The organism is Nocardia higoensis (genome assembly GCF_015477835.1).
Lineage (GTDB): Bacteria > Actinomycetota > Actinomycetes > Mycobacteriales > Mycobacteriaceae > Nocardia > Nocardia higoensis_A.
This window is the reverse complement of sequence record NZ_JADLQN010000008.1, coordinates 65,200-81,182: the sequence shown is the minus strand read 5'-3', so window position 1 is coordinate 81,182 and position 15,983 is coordinate 65,200. Positions and strand designations below refer to the sequence as shown.

At 69.1% G+C, this 15,983-nt stretch carries 16 protein-coding genes and 1 tRNA gene; 8 read left to right on the top strand and 9 right to left on the bottom strand.

Annotated elements, in window-relative coordinates:
• Positions 1-86 precede the first annotated feature (86 nt).
• Positions 87-1,118, top strand: a complete 1,032-nt coding sequence (locus tag IU449_RS26140) for a hypothetical protein (RefSeq protein ID WP_195004815.1) — start codon at positions 87-89, stop codon at positions 1,116-1,118.
• A gap of 61 nt (positions 1,119-1,179) precedes the next feature.
• Positions 1,180-1,253 (top strand) — tRNA-Pro (locus tag IU449_RS26135).
• A 110-nt stretch (positions 1,254-1,363) separates the two neighbouring features.
• Here IU449_RS26135 and IU449_RS26130 read toward each other — a convergent pair.
• On the bottom strand, positions 1,364-1,717 hold the full coding sequence (locus IU449_RS26130) for a RidA family protein (RefSeq protein ID WP_195004838.1): 354 nt from the start codon (positions 1,715-1,717) through the stop codon (positions 1,364-1,366).
• Between the two features lie 166 nt (positions 1,718-1,883).
• Between IU449_RS26130 and IU449_RS26125 the strand changes: the two genes are divergently transcribed.
• Together IU449_RS26125 and IU449_RS26120 are read left to right on the top strand one after the other, a co-directional pair.
• Complete coding sequence (locus IU449_RS26125; RefSeq protein ID WP_195004814.1) at positions 1,884-2,858, top strand: helix-turn-helix transcriptional regulator; 975 nt, start codon at positions 1,884-1,886, stop codon at positions 2,856-2,858.
• 140 nt (positions 2,859-2,998) lie between these two features.
• Positions 2,999-3,211 carry a DUF4287 domain-containing protein gene (locus tag IU449_RS26120; RefSeq protein ID WP_195004813.1) on the top strand — a complete coding sequence of 71 codons (213 nt, stop codon included), beginning with the start codon at positions 2,999-3,001 and terminating at the stop codon, positions 3,209-3,211.
• Positions 3,212-3,810: 599 nt separating this feature from the next.
• Here IU449_RS26120 and IU449_RS26115 read toward each other — a convergent pair.
• Positions 3,811-4,242, bottom strand: a complete 432-nt coding sequence (locus IU449_RS26115) for a Fur family transcriptional regulator (protein ID WP_195004812.1) — start codon at positions 4,240-4,242, stop codon at positions 3,811-3,813.
• Positions 4,243-4,560: 318 nt separating this feature from the next.
• On the opposite strand from IU449_RS26115, the gene IU449_RS26110 reads away from it, so the two are divergent.
• Entirely contained in the window at positions 4,561-5,829 is a 1,269-nt protein-coding gene (locus tag IU449_RS26110; protein WP_195004811.1) for an APC family permease, read from the top strand.
• 109 nt (positions 5,830-5,938) lie between these two features.
• Positions 5,939-7,291, top strand: coding sequence for a serine hydrolase domain-containing protein (locus tag IU449_RS26105; RefSeq protein ID WP_228805752.1), 1,353 nt, complete (start codon positions 5,939-5,941; stop codon positions 7,289-7,291).
• A gap of 250 nt (positions 7,292-7,541) precedes the next feature.
• Here IU449_RS26105 and IU449_RS26100 read toward each other — a convergent pair whose 3' ends face one another.
• The 5 genes from IU449_RS26100 to IU449_RS26080 all read right to left on the bottom strand — a co-directional run bounded on the left by IU449_RS26100 (position 7,542) and on the right by IU449_RS26080 (position 12,966).
• Positions 7,542-8,453, bottom strand: coding sequence for an aminotransferase class IV (locus tag IU449_RS26100; RefSeq protein WP_195004810.1), 912 nt, complete (start codon positions 8,451-8,453; stop codon positions 7,542-7,544).
• A gap of 35 nt (positions 8,454-8,488) precedes the next feature.
• Positions 8,489-9,523, bottom strand: a complete 1,035-nt coding sequence (locus tag IU449_RS26095; protein WP_195004809.1) for an aspartate-semialdehyde dehydrogenase — start codon at positions 9,521-9,523, stop codon at positions 8,489-8,491.
• A gap of 76 nt (positions 9,524-9,599) precedes the next feature.
• On the bottom strand, positions 9,600-10,865 hold the full coding sequence (locus IU449_RS26090; protein WP_195004808.1) for an aspartate kinase: 1,266 nt from the start codon (positions 10,863-10,865) through the stop codon (positions 9,600-9,602).
• A 243-nt stretch (positions 10,866-11,108) separates the two neighbouring features.
• Positions 11,109-11,942: an SDR family NAD(P)-dependent oxidoreductase gene (locus IU449_RS26085; protein WP_195004807.1), complete on the bottom strand. Its 834-nt coding sequence runs from the start codon at positions 11,940-11,942 to the stop codon at positions 11,109-11,111.
• Between the two features lie 40 nt (positions 11,943-11,982).
• On the bottom strand, positions 11,983-12,966 hold the full coding sequence (locus IU449_RS26080) for an alpha/beta hydrolase (protein WP_195004806.1): 984 nt from the start codon (positions 12,964-12,966) through the stop codon (positions 11,983-11,985).
• 188 nt (positions 12,967-13,154) lie between these two features.
• Between IU449_RS26080 and IU449_RS26075 the strand changes: the two genes are divergently transcribed.
• A complete protein-coding gene (locus IU449_RS26075; RefSeq protein ID WP_195004805.1) occupies positions 13,155-13,568 on the top strand; it encodes a secondary thiamine-phosphate synthase enzyme YjbQ in 414 nt (137 codons plus the stop codon).
• 21 nt (positions 13,569-13,589) lie between these two features.
• Here IU449_RS26075 and IU449_RS26070 read toward each other — a convergent pair whose 3' ends face one another.
• On the bottom strand, positions 13,590-14,174 hold the full coding sequence (locus tag IU449_RS26070) for a dihydrofolate reductase family protein (RefSeq protein ID WP_195004804.1): 585 nt from the start codon (positions 14,172-14,174) through the stop codon (positions 13,590-13,592).
• 396 nt (positions 14,175-14,570) lie between these two features.
• On the opposite strand from IU449_RS26070, the gene IU449_RS26065 reads away from it, so the two are divergent.
• Positions 14,571-15,026, top strand: a complete 456-nt coding sequence (locus IU449_RS26065) for an SRPBCC family protein (protein ID WP_195004803.1) — start codon at positions 14,571-14,573, stop codon at positions 15,024-15,026.
• Positions 15,027-15,039: 13 nt separating this feature from the next.
• On the opposite strand, the gene IU449_RS26060 is transcribed toward IU449_RS26065, so the two are convergent.
• Complete coding sequence (locus IU449_RS26060) at positions 15,040-15,918, bottom strand: ion transporter (protein WP_195004802.1); 879 nt, start codon at positions 15,916-15,918, stop codon at positions 15,040-15,042.
• Positions 15,919-15,983: the final 65 nt, after the last annotated feature.

The following is a 15,983-nucleotide window of genomic DNA, read 5'->3' as shown; positions in this document are numbered from 1 at the left end:
TACGGGGGTGGCGAGTAGGCATCGAGCCGCACTCGTCGGTAGGGTCGCGTGCCGGGAACGAACGTCGGTCGTAGGAGGGGACGACGATGAGCACTGGATTCACTCGGGACGCGCGCACGGGAGCGGTGCCCGCACTCGCCGATCACCCACGGGCGCAGGAGAGTTCGGCAACCCGCTCGGGCGGCACGCCGGTGGCGCCGCCGCCGTCCGCGGGGGCTCGCGGCCCGCTCGCGGCGAATGACGGCACTCCGGGCGACATCGATCCCGGCCCCGACGCCCCGCGCGGATTCGACATCGGCCGCACCGCGGCTGCTCAGATCCCTCCCCGATCCCACTACGGGACAGCCACTTTCGCCGACACCCCCGGCTTCGACGACATGGAGGTCGCCCGCGCCCTCTACCACCCCGACTCCGGGGGATACCGCAGGCTCGGGGCAGGCGTAGCCGCTGTGGCGCTCGTCGCCGGAGCCGCCGTCGCCATCTCCGCCAACGGTTCGGACTCCACGGCCGATGACACCCCCGGCCTGGTGAGCGCCTTGACCCGGTCCGCCCACGCCGAGGAACCGGAGGAACCCGTCATCTCGGCCGCCGCTCTGATCCCCGGCTACCGCGCCGTCGTCGCCCCCGACAGCGACGCCGCCTACGACGTCCCCGCGGACTGGATCATCGCCTCCCCCGGCTACTCCGGCGGCTTCGGCGACTCTCCCGACACCATCGGCGGCAAGGGCTACGCCTCCGAGGGCAAGGACTACTGTCCCGGCTCCACCCGCACCGTCTCGTTCCTCACCGGCTCCCCGGATACCGACGCCACCGCCGCGGCACTCGACACCGCTACCAAGGCCGCCCGCATCGCCTACGCCGTCGAGGCCGTCCCCACCACCACCGAGCCGCTGAGTTCCCTCGACGGCGGGCAACACGGCACCTTCGTCGAAGCCCGCGGCCGCATCGACAACCCGGCCCCCGGCTGCGCCCCCGCGTTCTCCGTGTACACCTTCGCCACCGGAGCCGACACCGGCAGCCTCGTCATGGTCATCGCCGCCGACACCGGCGTCCCCAAGGCCGTGGACCCCGCCACCGCCCGCCGCATCTTCGCCAGCATCCGACCCTATAAACCATGATTGACCTGCCGGTTTAACGACTGAGCCCGCCCTGTTGTAAGCTACTTCAGGTTTCACTCCACGGGGTGTGGCGCAGCTTGGTAGCGCGCTTCGTTCGGGACGAAGAGGTCGCAGGTTCAAATCCTGTCACCCCGACTCGTGTGGTTGAGACACGATAGAGGCCCTGACCGGCTGAGCTGGTCAGGGCCTCTGTTCTGCCCTGGTCACCACCCGTTTCACCGAGGCGGATCAGGCATCGGCAGCCATCAGTCGACGGCGGTGCCCTCCAGTTCGACCATCTGGCCGGGAATCGCCAACCGGGTGACCTCGAGCATCGTGGTGGCGGGCGCCGCCCCGGCAGCACCCAATCGTGACGCCAGGACGCCGTAGTGCTGGAGCAGCAGATCGACGTCGGTGGTGTAGACGTTGAGCCGGACGAGGTTCGCCAGCGACATGCCCGCCTCGCCGAGCACAGCCTCCACGTTGTCGACGCCGAGCGCCAACTGCGCCGCCATATCGTCGGGATGCAGGGGCCGGCCGTCGCCGCTCATCGCGGTCTGGCCGGAGCAGTACAGGGTTCGGGTGTGCCCGGAGACGAGTTCACCCTGGTTGAATCCCATTGCCACCGACCACGTCACCGGGTTGACCGCCGTTCGTTTCGCTACCACATCAGCTCCGTTCGATTCGTCGAAGTACGGACGTCCGCCGGTCCATCGGGGACACCGTGGTGGTCAGCCTCGTCATAATTCACGACATCTTGTGTCGTGTATTCGCTAGAGTTTTCGCATGCGCGCCGATCGGTTGGTGTCGCTGGTGCTGCTGCTGCGCCGGCGCGGTCGGCTGACCGCGGCCGAGCTGGCCGATGAGCTGGAGGTGTCCACCCGCACCGTGTTGCGCGATATCGAGGCGCTGTCCACGGCCGGTGTCCCGGTTTACGCCGAACGCGGACGCCACGGCGGGTTCGCGTTGTTGCCCGGTTTCCGGACCGAGCTCACCGGACTCAACCACGACGAGGCGCTTGCCCTGCTGGTCGCCGGATCACGGCGCGGTCCACAGGCATTCGGCCTCGGCTCCGCGCTCGCCTCGGCGATGCTCAAGGTGGTCGACGCGCTGCCCGCGAGCGTGCAAGGCACTGCGGCCGACGTGGCCGAGCGATTGCTCATCGACCCGGAGACCGATCTGCTGTCGCGACGACTCGTCGCCGAGGAGGTGCCCGGCACCATCTCGGCCGAGGTCCGGCGCGCGGTGTTGGCCGGGAACAAGCTGCGCATCCGGTACGCGGCTGTCGATCAGGACCCCCAGTGGCGCACGGTGGATCCGATCGGCCTCGTCATCGTTCGCGACCAGGGCTACCTGCTGGCCACCAGATCCGGCGCGGACCGGACCTACCGGATGTCGCGGATACTGGCAGCGCAGGCGCTGCCCGAGCCGGCGCAGCGAGCGGATCGGGTCGATCTGGACGCGGCCTGGCAGGAACGCGGCACCCGGTTCAGGAACGGCGGTGACCAGGTCGCCGCGCTGGTACGGGTGCACCCGACGCGGCGCGAGGAATTGGTGCGCACCGCTGTGACCGTCCGCACCGAGGTGGACGACGCCGACGGCTGGCTGCGACTGGAGGTCGCCTTCCAGGATTCGCGGCACGCGGAATGGGCGCTGTGGCAACTCGGCACGGATGCCGAAGCCCTGGCGCCACCATCGCTGCGCACTTCCCTCCGCGACCGCGCCGCCGCGCTCGCCGCTCACTACGGCGGATCGTCGTAGTGAGCGCCCTCGCCGAGCCGCGAGACTTCGAAGCGCTCCTGTACCAGTGACGCAGATCACTTGCGGCGGCAGATCAGTACGGGACCACTCCTGCGTCTCTACCTGTGCAGCCGGATGACAGCAGAACAGACAGGACGGCCATGACCGCTACCGCCAAGGGCCCAGCGAGCTACTTTCCCTCCATCGAGAAGAAGTACGGGCGCCCGATCGCCGAATGGAAGGCCCTCATCGATGCCTCGCCCCTGACCAAGCACATGGAACTGGTGAACTGGCTGAAGGCCGAACACGGCTTGGGGCACGGCCACGCCAACGCGCTCGTCGCGCACACCCTCGCCGAGCGTTCCGCGGGCTGACATCCCCTCGGCCAGGACGCCACGACCTCGTGGGCGGGCCGGTCATCCCTCCGTGAACCGGCCCGCCCGGACGGCGGTGGGTTCGGCGCGGCGGCGTGGTTACCGTCGGCAGCGGCGGATCGCCGCGAGCTCCGGGAAGCGCCATCGCCGGTGAAATGGACCGGCCGGGTCGGTCACCCCTCGTGGACCGACCCGGCCGGTTGCACCGCCGAGGTCACGGCCTGCCACCCCTCGAACAGACAGGTCGCGCCTCGGTTCCCACCCCGGTGGTGGTGTGTGGAGGTCTTGTGACCTCGGCACCGGTTCCGGGTGACCCGGTGTTGGGTATGACAATGCGACCTGCTTCTTGACAGGCACTTAAGAAGACCTTGCACGTCCGATATGCGCAGGCAACCGGCGTTCTGCTAACAAGAGGTGGCTACGCGGGCGATGATTCGAGTGCGCGATGACGATGGGAGTGACAATGCAAACCGTGGTGGTATGGCTGCTGGCCACCCTCCTGTACTGGTGGGGCCTGCTCTAGACAGCACACAACGGGCGAGTGCGGATGCGCACTCGCCCGTTGTTTTCCGCGGCCGTGGATCGAAGTGAAGTGGTCGTCAGTTCTGCGCGGCCCGGCACTGCGGGCACAGACCCCAGAACACGACCTCGGCTTCGTCGACGGCGTAGCCGTGGGTGTCCGCCGGGTCGAGGCAGGGAGCGGGGCCGATCGCGCAATCCACGTCCGTGACCGCGTTGCAGCGGCGACAGACCAGATGGTGGTGGTTGTCGCCGATACGGGCCTCGAAGAGCGCGGGCGAGCCCGCGGGCTCGATCCGGCGCAACAGGCCGGCGCCGACGCAGGCGTGCAGCACATCGTAGATGCCCTGGGTGGACACCGACCCGATCGCCGCGCGCACGTCGGCGGCGATGGTGTCGGCGTCGGAATGCGGGCGCGCGACAACGGCTTCGAGCACCGCGATGCGCGGAGCGGTCACACGCAGGCCGGCGGCGCGCAGCCACTCGCGGGGTTCGACGATGTCGGTGTGCATGGCTCCATAGTTCGGCAAACAATTGGAGTCGATCAAGTAAAGGTGGCCGATATCGCCGGGTGAGATAGGACACGGCCCGAGGCCGGAATGTCGCCGCGAACCCGCGGGTTGTAGAGGCTGTCGGCGTCCGGACAGCCCCGGGCCTCACCCCTTTTCGTCGCTGCGTGCGACCACTCGCCGAGAGGCGCTTGTGGGGCGCCGACACCCGAAGCGCCGCCAGGTCTACCCCCCCGGACCTGGCGGCGCTTCGTTCGGTGCGACAACCGCCGTTCGCCTGTTCGGCACGCCCCGGCCCCCTTCGCGGGTCAGGATGCCTCCATGACTTCGGCATCCGGTTCCGGCGACGTACTGCACCGCAGACTCGGTCTCACCGACTCGGTCACCATCGGCCTCGGCTCGATGGTCGGCGCGGGCATCTTCGCCGCGCTCGCCCCGGCGGCGGGAGCGGCGGGCCGGTGGCTGTTGCTCGCCCTGGCGGTGGCGGCGGTCCTGGCCTACTGCAACGCGACCTCCACGGCCCGGCTGGCCGCCCGCTATCCCGTCTCCGGCGGCGCCTACGTCTACGGCCGGGAACGGCTCGGGCCGTTCTGGGGATACCTGGCCGGCTGGGGCTTCGTGGTCGGCAAGACGGCGTCCTGCGCCGCGATGGCCTTGACCGTCGGCTACTACGCCTGGCCGGAATACGCGAGATATGTCGCTGTCGCCACGGTCGTGGCGATCACCGCGCTGAACTACACCGGGGTGCAGAGATCGGCGCTCGCCACCCGCATTCTGGTCGGCGCGACACTGGCGGTGCTGCTGGCCGTGGTGGCGGCCGGTTTCGCCGGTGAGCACGCGAACGCAGCCCCACTGCCGGAGCGGATCGGGCCGGGCGGCGTGCTCGAGGCGGCCGGATTGTTGTTCTTCGCCTTCGCGGGTTACGCGAGGATCGCCACGCTCGGCGAGGAGGTCCGCGCTCCGGAGCGGACGATTCCGCGCGCGATCCTGATCGCCCTCGGCCTGGCGCTGGTGGTGTACGCCATGGTGGCGAGCGCGGCATTGCTGACGCTCGGCTCGGCCGGGCTCGCCGCAGCCGCCGACCCGCTGGCGCAGGTGGTCACCGCGGCGGGTGCGCCGTGGCTGGCGCCACTGGTCAGGATCGCGGCCGTGCTGGCGGCGGGCGGCTCGTTGCTCGCGCTGCTGCTCGGCGTCTCCCGGACGACTCTGGCGATGGCTCGCGACGCGCACCTGCCCGCGGCGCTGTCGGCGGTGCACCCGCGATTCGGGGTGCCGCATCGTGCGGAGATGGTGGTCGGCGCGGTGGTGGCGGCGGCCGTTCTGCTGTTCGATCTGCGGGCGGCCATCGGGTTCTCCTCGTTCACGGTGCTGGCCTACTACCTGGTCGCGAATCTCTCGGCGAGCACGCTGCGTCCCGAGGAGCGTCGTCCACCGCGTTGGATTCCGATCGTGGGCGCGAGCGGGTGCGTGGTGGTGGCGTTCGCCTTGCCGCTGCCCTCGGTGCTGGCCGGTCTGGCGGTGCTCGCCGTGGGTGCGGGGTGGTACGCGGTGCGCGGCACGGTCCGTGGGCGTTCGGACAGCGCGAGCTGAGGTGCGCCGGACGGTCGCGAGGGTGCGGGACCGACGGCACCTGCCCCGGTGGGGTGCCCGTCGCCGCCGAGACGGCGGCCGCGGGGCTCCCCCGGTAGCCTCATGGCTCATGGGGCGTCGATGGCCCGCCGCCGCGGCGGCGATGGCTTTGGTGATGGGGACGACAGTGATGTCCGGAGTGCTCTCCGGCGCCGCGCGGGCGGAACCGTTCGCCCATTGTGCCCTCGATTCCGGCCGTGCCCCGCAACGAGCGACCCCCGAGGCCGCCGGGTTCGACGCCGCGGGACTCGATGCGGCACTACGTTTCGCCGCCGGGCGGAATCGCTTCAATATTCAGGTCTTCCGCAACAATTGCCTGATCGGCGAGGGCCCGAACAACGCGGAGACCGGCCGCGTCCCGTGGAACGTCTGGAGTTCCACCAAGAGCGTCGTCTCGTTGCTGGCGGGCATGGCCATCGACCGCGGCGCGCTCGAATTGCACGCACCCATCGACCGCTACCTGCCCGCCGGACTGGGTGACGCCGCGCATCGCGCGATCACCGTGCACAATCTGCTCACCGAGACCTCGGGCATGAAGGCCGCCGTGGTGACCGAGGGCATCACCGGCGCCGTGCCCATCGACCCGAACAGCGCGGTGCAGGCGCTGGGCGTGCCGCTGGTCAGCGCGCCCGGCACCAGGTTCAGCTACAGCCAGCGCAATGTCGACCTGCTCGCCTATGTCATCGAGCTCGCGCTGGAGGAACCGCTGCAGCAGTTCGCGCAACGGGAGTTGTTCGATCCGCTCGGCATCGAACGCGGCGACTACTACTGGGCCAGGGACCGCGCGGGCAATACCTACGGATACGCGCATCTGATGATCCCGCCGGACGATTTCGCCGAACTCGGCCTCCTGATCGCCGCGGACGGGCGCTGGGGCGACCGGCAGATCGTCCCGGCCGATTACCTGCGCCAGGCACGCTCGCCCTCCCCCGCCAACCCCTGTTACGGCTACCTGTTCTGGACCGGCAACGGCTGCGCGGAGATCCCCGATTTCCTGCCACCCGACGCGTACTCGATGTCCGGGCTCGGCCTGCAGAACATCTTCGTGGTGCCGAGCCTCGATCTGGTGGTGATGTGGACGGGCGTGTTCGGCAATGTCAGCAGGTACGGCGCGCAGGGCGTGCTGCAGAACTTCGGCGAATTGCCGCACGAGTTCTTCCGCCTGCTGGCCGCCGCCATGCCCGGGCGGCCGCTCGGCGATCCCGCCCCGTACGAGGAGCCACCGCTGCGCACGGACCCGGGCCGGTATGTCGACACCGACCTGCTCATCGCCGTCTTCGGCCTCGGCCCGGCCGCCTATCCAGGCTGCAATGTGTTCTCCTGCCTGCACTATCGGCTGGCAGCGCCGTTCGCCGACACCCCGCCGGGCTGCTTCCTGCTGGCCTGTGTCGGCACCGATCCGCGCACGCCCGGCATCCGCTGATCCGTATCCCTGGCGTCCTGGCCGGGGCCGATCGCGGTGAGGCAGCGTCCTCCGGTCGCGCTGCTCCCGGCACGAGCCGGCCCCTTTCGCGCACTGTGCGACCGAACAGGCGCCCCCGGTCAGCGTGAGCGGCAGGTCGGCGTCAGCCGATCAGCGTCGGCCGGTCAGCGTGAGCGGCAGGCGTCAGCCGATCAGCAGGCGTCGACCGATCAGCGTGACCAGCAGGCGTCGGCCGGTCCGTGTCGCCCGGTCAGAGAGTGGTGATCCAGCCGTGCGCATCGTCGGTGCGCAACGCGGCGGCATGCGCCTTGCGCAACGCCGCTGCGAGCGGCCCCGGTTTCCCGTCGGCGACGATCCGGCCGTCCACCTCGACCACCGGCGCCACCCCGGCCGAGGTTCCGGTGACGAAAACCTCGTCGGCGATGTACAACTCGGTCAGGTCGACGGTGCGTTCCACGACCGGAATTCCGTCCTCGGCGGCCAAGGTGAGAATGGTGCGGCGGTTGATGCCGTCGAGAATGTCGCAGGAGACATCCGGGGTGATGAGCGTCCCGGCGCGAACCAGGAAGATATTGGCCGCGCTGAGTTCACAGACATGCCCGTTGCCGTCGAGGAAAACGCAGTCGTCGTAACCGCTGTCGATCGCGTCCTGTTTCGCCAGCACCGAATTCACATACGCGCCGTTGACTTTCGCGCGCGACGGAATCGCGTTGTCCGGAATACGACGCCACGGCGAGGATTTCAGGCGCATGCCGTCCTGCGGGACGATCGGCACCGCGTCGTAGACGAATATGCTCACGGTGATATCGCAACCGCGCACCCGCGTGCCCGGGATCGAGGCCGAGACGTGGACCGTCGCGCGCACGAACACCTCGGTGGAAGGGGCGTTGGCGGCGATCACTTCGCGCACCGTCGCGACGAACCGCGGGTAATCCCACTCCGCGGCGAACCGGTCGATGCCGATGATCTTGCAGGACTCCTCGAGCCGCCGGAAGTGGTCGTCGAGCCGGAACGCCGTGCGCGCCGGGCCGTTTACGTGCACAGGGAACACTGTGTACACGCTGAGTCCGTAGAGCACCGCCGACGAGGCCACCCCCAGGTGTGCTTCTTCGGCCGCTACGAGCCGATCACCGAGGAAGACCTGAGCATGAGGATTCGCCACCGGCGCAGGCTAACAGGTATTCGGCTCCACCGGCCTCAGCGCCGGCTGAGCAGCACCTCGGCGATCTGGATGGTGTTGAGCGCCGCGCCCTTGCGCAGGTTGTCGCCGGAGACGAACAGCGCGAGGCCGCGACCGCCGGGGACGCCCGGATCCTGACGGATGCGCCCGACCAGCGACTCGTCGATGCCCGCCGCCTGCAGTGGAGTCGGCACGTCGACCAGCTTCACGCCGGGCGCCTTGGACAGCAGTTCCTTGGCGCGCTCCACCGACAGCGGGTCGGCGAACTCGGCGTTGATGGACAGCGAGTGGCCGGTGAAAACCGGGACGCGCACGCACGTGCCACTGACCGCCAGTTCGGGCAGGCCGAGGATCTTGCGGCTCTCGTTGCGCAGCTTCTGGTCTTCGTCGGTCTCGCCGCTGCCGTCGTCGACGAGCGAGCCCGCCAGCGGGATCACGTCGAAGGCGATCGGCGCGACGTACTTGTTCGGCGCGGGGAACCGCACGGCGCTGCCGTCGTGCACCAGCTTCTCGGCTTGATCCGCCACGGCGCGCACCTGGGAGGCCAGCTCTTCCACGCCCGCCAGGCCGCTACCGGAGACCGCCTGGTAGCTGGAGACGATCAGGCGCTGCAGGCCCGCCGCGTCGTGCAGCGGCTTGAGCACCGGCATGGCCGCCATGGTGGTGCAGTTCGGGTTGGCGATGATGCCCTTGACCAAGTTGCGGGTCGCCTCCGGGTTCACCTCGGAGACCACCAGCGGCACCTCGGGATCCTTGCGCCAGGCCGAGGAATTGTCGATGACCGTGACGCCCGCCGCCGCGAAGCGCGGGGCCTGCACCCGCGACATGGTCGCGCCCGCGGAGAACAGCGCGATGTCCAGGCCCGCCGGATCGGCGGTCTCGGTGTCCTCGACCACGATCTCGCCGCCGCGCCAGGGCAGGGTCTTGCCCGCCGAGCGCGCCGAGGCGAAGAACCGCACTTCGTCGGCGGGGAAGTCGCGCTCTTCGAGCAGCTTGCGCATGACGGCGCCGACCTGCCCGGTCGCGCCGACGACTCCGACACGTACACCCATTTTCAGCGTCCTTTCGACATGGTCGGGAGCCCTCCGAGGCTACGCTCCGCTACCGCCTCCGGGCTCGACCCGACCATCAGCGCCCCGTCCCGGCGTGCACCACGGCCACCTCGTCGCCGCCGAGATCGAAGGCGCGGTGCAGCACCTTCACGGCGTCGTCGAGCTCGGTGTCCTTGACCAGCACCGAGATCCGGATCTCGGAAGTGGAGATGAGATCGATGTTGATACCGGCCTCGGCCAGCGCCTCGCAGAAGGTGGCCGTGACGCCGGGATGGCTCTTCATGCCCGCGCCCACCAGGGAGACCTTGCCGATCAGGTCGTCGTAGAGGACCTGGGAGAAGCCGATCTCGCCTTGGCGCTTGGTGAGCAGCTCCACCGCGCGGGCGCCGTCGGTCTTGGGCAGGGTGAAGGTGATGTCGGTCTTACCGGTCTCCACCTTGGAGATGTTCTGCAGCACCATGTCGATGTTGACCTCGGCGTCGGCGACGGCGCGGAACACCTTGGCGGCATAGCCCGGCTCGTCCGGCAGGCCGACGACGGTCACCTTGGCTTCGCTGCGATCGTGCGCGACACCGGTGAGGATTGCTTTCTCCAAGGGGATGTCCTCCATCGATCCGTAGACATAGGTGCCCGGCTTGTCGGTGTAGGACGAGCGGACATGCACGGGCACGTTGTAGCGGCGCGCGTATTCCACGCAGCGCAGCATCAGAACTTTGGAACCGCAGGCCGCCATCTCCAGCATCTCCTCGTAGGAGACCTGTTCGAGGCGCTGGGCGTCGGGGACGATGCGCGGATCGGCGGTGAACACGCCGTCGACGTCGGTGTAGATCTCGCAGACGTCGGCCTCGAGCGCGGCGGCCAACGCGACGGCGGTGGTGTCGGAACCACCGCGGCCGAGCGTGGTCACGTCCTTGCTGTCCTGGCTGACGCCCTGGAAGCCGGCGACCAGCACGATGGTGCCCTCGTCGAGCGCCTCACGCAGCCTGCTCGGGGTGACGTCGATGATCTTCGCGTTGCCGTGCGCCCCGGTGGTGATGACGCCGGCCTGCGAGCCGGTGAAGGAGCGGGCCTGCGCGCCGAGGCTGTGGATCGCCATGGCGACCAGCGCGTTGGAGATGCGCTCACCGGAGGTGAGCAGCATGTCCATCTCGCGGGCGGGTGGCGCGGGGGCCACCTGCTCGGCGAGGTCGAGGAGTTCGTCGGTGGTGTCGCCCATCGCGGAGCACACGACGACCACATCGTGCCCCTGCTTCTTGGTCTCGACGATCCGTTCAGCGACGCGCCGGATACGTTCGGCGGTGGCCACCGACGATCCTCCGTACTTCTGAACAACGAGAGCCACGGCAGGTCCTCCCAGATCGCTTGCGGCTGCTGACAGCAGACCAGACTACCGGCCGGAACAGTCCGTCCCCGTGGCTACCTCCTCCAGCGTGACCCTCGCCACGCTGGGGCGATCAGCTCTTGACCCGTCCGGGAAGGGGCAGCCGGGCGCGCAGATCCTCTGCCGGGGCGGGCAGTGACCGGGGCGGTCCCGTCGTAGGGGTACAGCCACAGGCGGCCGCGGGTGGTGGTCGTCGGACGACCGTTATCGCTTACTCGCGGCGAACAGCCGGGCCCCTGCCTTGGCGAGCAGGCCCATGTAGGAGGCGCCCAGGACGCGCACCATGAGATCGGCGACCTTGGCGTCGGGTCCGACGAGGATCTTGGGTCTGCCCGCGGCGGTGCCGTCGAGGATCACCCGCGCCGCGCGGTCGGCGCCGGTCATCGCGTTGCGCTCGAACAGCGCGGCCAGGTCGGCGAGCTCGGCGCTGTCCACGCCGGTCGCGTTGGCGGCGATGGCTGTGCGGATGCCGCCCGGGTACACGACACTCACAGTGACCGGATGCCCGGCCATCAGCATCTCCTGGCGCAGCGATTCGGTGAAGCCGCGCACCGCGAATTTCGCGGCGTTGTAGGCGCTCTGGCTGGGCGCGGAGAACAGCCCGAACACGCTGGAGGTGTTGGCGATCCGGCCCGCTCCGGAGGCGATCAGATGCGGCAGGAATGCCTTGACGCCGTGCACGACACCCCAGAAATCGATGTCGACGACGCGGGCGATGTCTTTCAGCTCGCTGCGTTCGACGGTGCCGACGAAGCCGACGCCCGCGTTGTTGAACAGGTCGTCGACCACGCCGTAGCGCTCGATCACGGCGTCGGCGAAGCGCTGCACCTGCTCGTATTGCGAGACGTCGACGACCTCGGTCAGCACCTCGGCGCGCTGCACCCGGCAGCGCGCGGCGGTCTCGGCGAGCCCGGCGGCGTCGACATCGCACAACGCCAGACGCGCGCCGCGCCTGGCCAGCTCGACGGCGAGTTCGCGGCCCATTCCGGAGGCGGCGCCGGTGACGACCGCGACGTGGCCTCGATAGTGGTCTGACATGATCCCCCCTGGTGGGTCGGTGCCGAAAGCTGTCGGTCGGTCAGGCCGCGGGCGTCGCGGCCGCGGCGCGTACGTGCTCGCGGACGAAACGGGCGATCACCTCGGTGACCTGTCTGCTCTCGGGCAGGTGGGGGAACACCACCGGGAACGCGTGGATCTGCCCGCGCCAGAGGTGCAGCTCGTGCGGCACGCCCGCGGCGGCCAGCCGGGCCGCCATGACCTCGGAGTCCAACCGCAGGAACTCGTCGTCGCAGGCCAGCAGCAGGGTCGGCGGCAGGGTGGCGACATCGCCGTTGACCGGCGACAGCGCGGGGTCGAGGCGGCCGTCGACATGCCCGCCGAGTTCGGCGATCCGGGTGAAGGCGGCGGCGGGCAGGAAAGGCTCGGTGGCGACATTGCGGTGGGCGAGCTTCTCGGCCGTGTCCAGATCCAGCCACGGGCTGACCGCGACCACCGCACCCGGCGCGGGCAGCTTCGCGGCCGCGGACCCGAGCGCGGTGCTCAGCGAGAGGAAGCCGCCCGCCGAGTCGCCGGCGAACACCACGGACTCCGGTGCGACGCCCTGGGCGAGCAACCAGCGGTAGGCGGCCAGGCAGTCGCCCACCGACTCCGGCACCGTCGCCTCGGGCAGGTAGCGGTAGCGCACCTGGACGACCGGCAGACCGATCCGCTCCGACAGCACGGCCGCCAGCCTGCGGTGGGTGTGGAAGCCACCCGCGACGAAGCCGCCGCCGTGGAAGTAGAGGACCGAGCCACGCTCATAGCCCTTCGCCACGCCGTCGGCTCGGACGATCTCGCAGTGGACCTGCCCGTCGCGGACTGTCTCGACGTCGATCGCGGTCTGCACCGGCAGCAGCCGGGCAGCGTGGTCGATCAACGCGGCCGCGCGCAGCATCGGCGGGGTGATCGGCACGTGCCGCAGCACCGGTCGGACCAGTCCGCGGACCAGGTTGGTGGCCACCGCCGATTGCAGACTGGGCCGACCCCCGTCCGGGTGGTGGCGGGGCTGGGGGGTGAGCGTCATTGCTTCGCCTCTCCGGCTGCGCCCCGGCGCCGCGGCGAGCCTCGCAGCCCTCGGCGGGTCCGGGACGGACCATCATGTGAATCACATGATTCATGTTGCATCGGGTGGTGTCAACACCCACCGGAGCCGCTCGTTCGCCACGCTGCGAGCCCTTGATGAACCCGGTCCGCGCGACGAGCATGGTGCCCATGAAGAGCATCGTGATCGACGTGCACACCGGCCGGTCCGAGGTGGTGCACGATCTGACTCCCGAGTGCGCGAAGTTCGCCGCCGACGCCGGTGGCGACGGTGTGCTGCACATCTTCGTCCCACACGCCACCGCGGGTATCGCGGTGCTGGAGCTGGGCGCCCGCAGCGACGACGACCTGCTGGCGGCCCTGCGCGAGCTGTTGCCCGCCGACGACCGCTGGCGGCACGCGCACGGCTCGCGCGGACACGGCCGCTCGCATGTCATGCCCGCGATGATCGCGCCGTATGCGACGGTGCCGGTGCTCGACGGCCGCCTCGCGCTGGGCACCTGGCAGTCGATCGCCCTGGTCGACCTCAATGTCGACAATCCCGACCGCCAGGTGCGACTGTCCTTTCTCGCCGACCCCTCGTGAGCACGCCCCGGCCGATCGATCTCAGCCGCGAGCGAACCAGCTGACCTGCGTGCCGTCGGCGAACTCCCGGCGCGCGATGGGCGCGAAGGCGGTCGGGCCGAAACCGTCGACGAAGGCGGGGATGCCGCCGCCCGCCACCACCGGATAGCTCTTGACGACGAGCTCATCGATGTCGCCGAGCAGCTGCGCGGCCAGCGTGCCACCGCCGGCGAGCCAGATGTCGCGGCCTTCGGGTCCGGGTTCGGCGGCGAGCCGGCGCACCAGGTCGACCGGATCGCCGGAGACGATCTCCACCGCGGGATCGTCGACCGGCTCGAGGCTGCCGGACACGACATACTGCCGCAGATGCGCGTACGGACTGACGATGCCGAGCGAGAGCGCGGGCCGATAGGTGTTGCGGCCCATCACCACAGTGTCGAAATGTCGGTTCGGGGTGTCCGCCGCGAGGCCGACGTGCGGCCGGACATGGGTCGGCAGCGTCTCCGGATACTCCGAGCACAGCCAGTCCCGGAAGTCGTCGCCCAGCGGGAAGAAGTCGACCTCGTCACCGGGGCCGGCGATGTAGCCGTCCAGGGACATGCCTACGAAGTAGATGAGCTTTCGCACGACCGACCACCGTTCTCAGGTTCCACTACAGGCGAAGCGGTTCAAACATAGTACTACGATCGGAGTAGCGTCAAGAACGAAAGATCCCGCCGTCAGGAGGCGCCTCGGCTCGCGAATGGGCGGACATACCCCTCGGATTGACCTTCCCGTGATCAAACTGTGATAAACGTCACCAGGATAACGTACATGCCGACGTAGCGAAATTGATCACCCACGGCGCCCGTCCGGCGCTCCCATCGGCAGTTACGCGGACCCGGCCGCAGTTTTCGCCGAATGGGGGTCGTCGAGCTACTTGCCGGTAGGCCCGAATCGGCGCAAAACCCATGGTTGACGGGACAGAACGGGGCTGTGCAGAATCGGCCCACATCGATCCACCGGGGGGCGGAGGTACCCGTTATGCGCACGAAAACCGATATCCGCTTCACGGTCGACGCCGGACCCGAGCACGTTCTGGACTTGGTGGCGGCGATAGAAATGCTTCCGGAATGGTCGATGTACCACGATGCCCGGGTGGCGACGCGGCACGAGGACGGCAGGCCGTACCGGGTCTACGTCACAGCCGACATTCTCGGCAGCTCCGACCTCCAGGTACTCGAATACGAGTGGACCGGCAACCGCGCCTCCTGGCAGGTGGTCGACAGCTCACGCGGCATCGGCGGCGGCGGATGGTTCGAGGTGGCCGCGACCCGCGAGGGCACCCAGGTCTGGTACCACATGGAATTGCAGTCCCGGATCCCGTTGCCCGGCCTGCTCATGAAACGCACGGTGCAGCGCTGGCACGAAACAGCGGCGCAGAATTTCGCGGAATTCGCCGAGAACTACCCGGAATCCGAGCAATACCACTCGGTATAGCGAAAACGAATGATCACCTCGCCGGGGGTGTCCGGTCGTCGGCGCATTCACCCGGCTGGCAGTTTCCGAGCGTGTGCGCCACCGTCCGGTGATGAGCTGTGGGTCCGTACGCCGCGGGCACGACCTGCACTCCGTCCCGGACAGCGCCACGGATCTGGTCGACATTCTCCCTGATCATGTCCGAGACCAGTTCGTCGGTGCGCGGGTCGGCCAGCACCTGGAAAACGATGCGGAACGTGGTGTCGGCGATCAATCGGATGATGTCGTCGTGGAACGGGATGTAGCGGACCTTGCCCGCCTGCGGATCCTTCTTGATGAACTCGAGGATCATCTCGTCCATCGCCGCGCGGTTCTCCTCCAGCGCGGCCGCGATATTGCGGGTGTAGTGGCCGGTGCGCAGCACGCGAGCCACCTCGTCCAGCACGGCGATGGTCATCGGACGCTTGATCACCTCGACGATGGTGCGGACGAAGCGCCCGACCACCACGGCGGTCACCCGGTCGCCGAAGGCTCGGTCGGCGACCCTGGCCAGGCGCACCACGATCACCACGATGCGCAGCAGTCGCAGACTGCGGAAGACCGGGCTGGTCACCGGGATCATGCCGAGCACTTCGTACCAGTAGATCAGCGGGAAGGTCCACGGCCAGCCCGCCCGGTGCCACCGCCACCCGAACTCCACCGCGAAGATCGCGCAGATCGCGTAGTCCACCGTCACAACGGCGCGGTAGGTGTCCTCGGGGACGTCGAAGAAGCTGATCCACACCACCAGCGCCACCGAGACCAGCGCCAGACCGAGCATCGCGAAATCGATCGCCAGCGCGGGAGGCTTGCGCGGGTACTCCCTTGACTCCGGCTCGGATCCGTATCCCGATTCGGTGCTGCTCGTTACCACGGATGTTCCCTTCGACGCCGGGTCCCGAACGAGAGTAACCGGACCCCTCACTCGCCTCGGCGGAG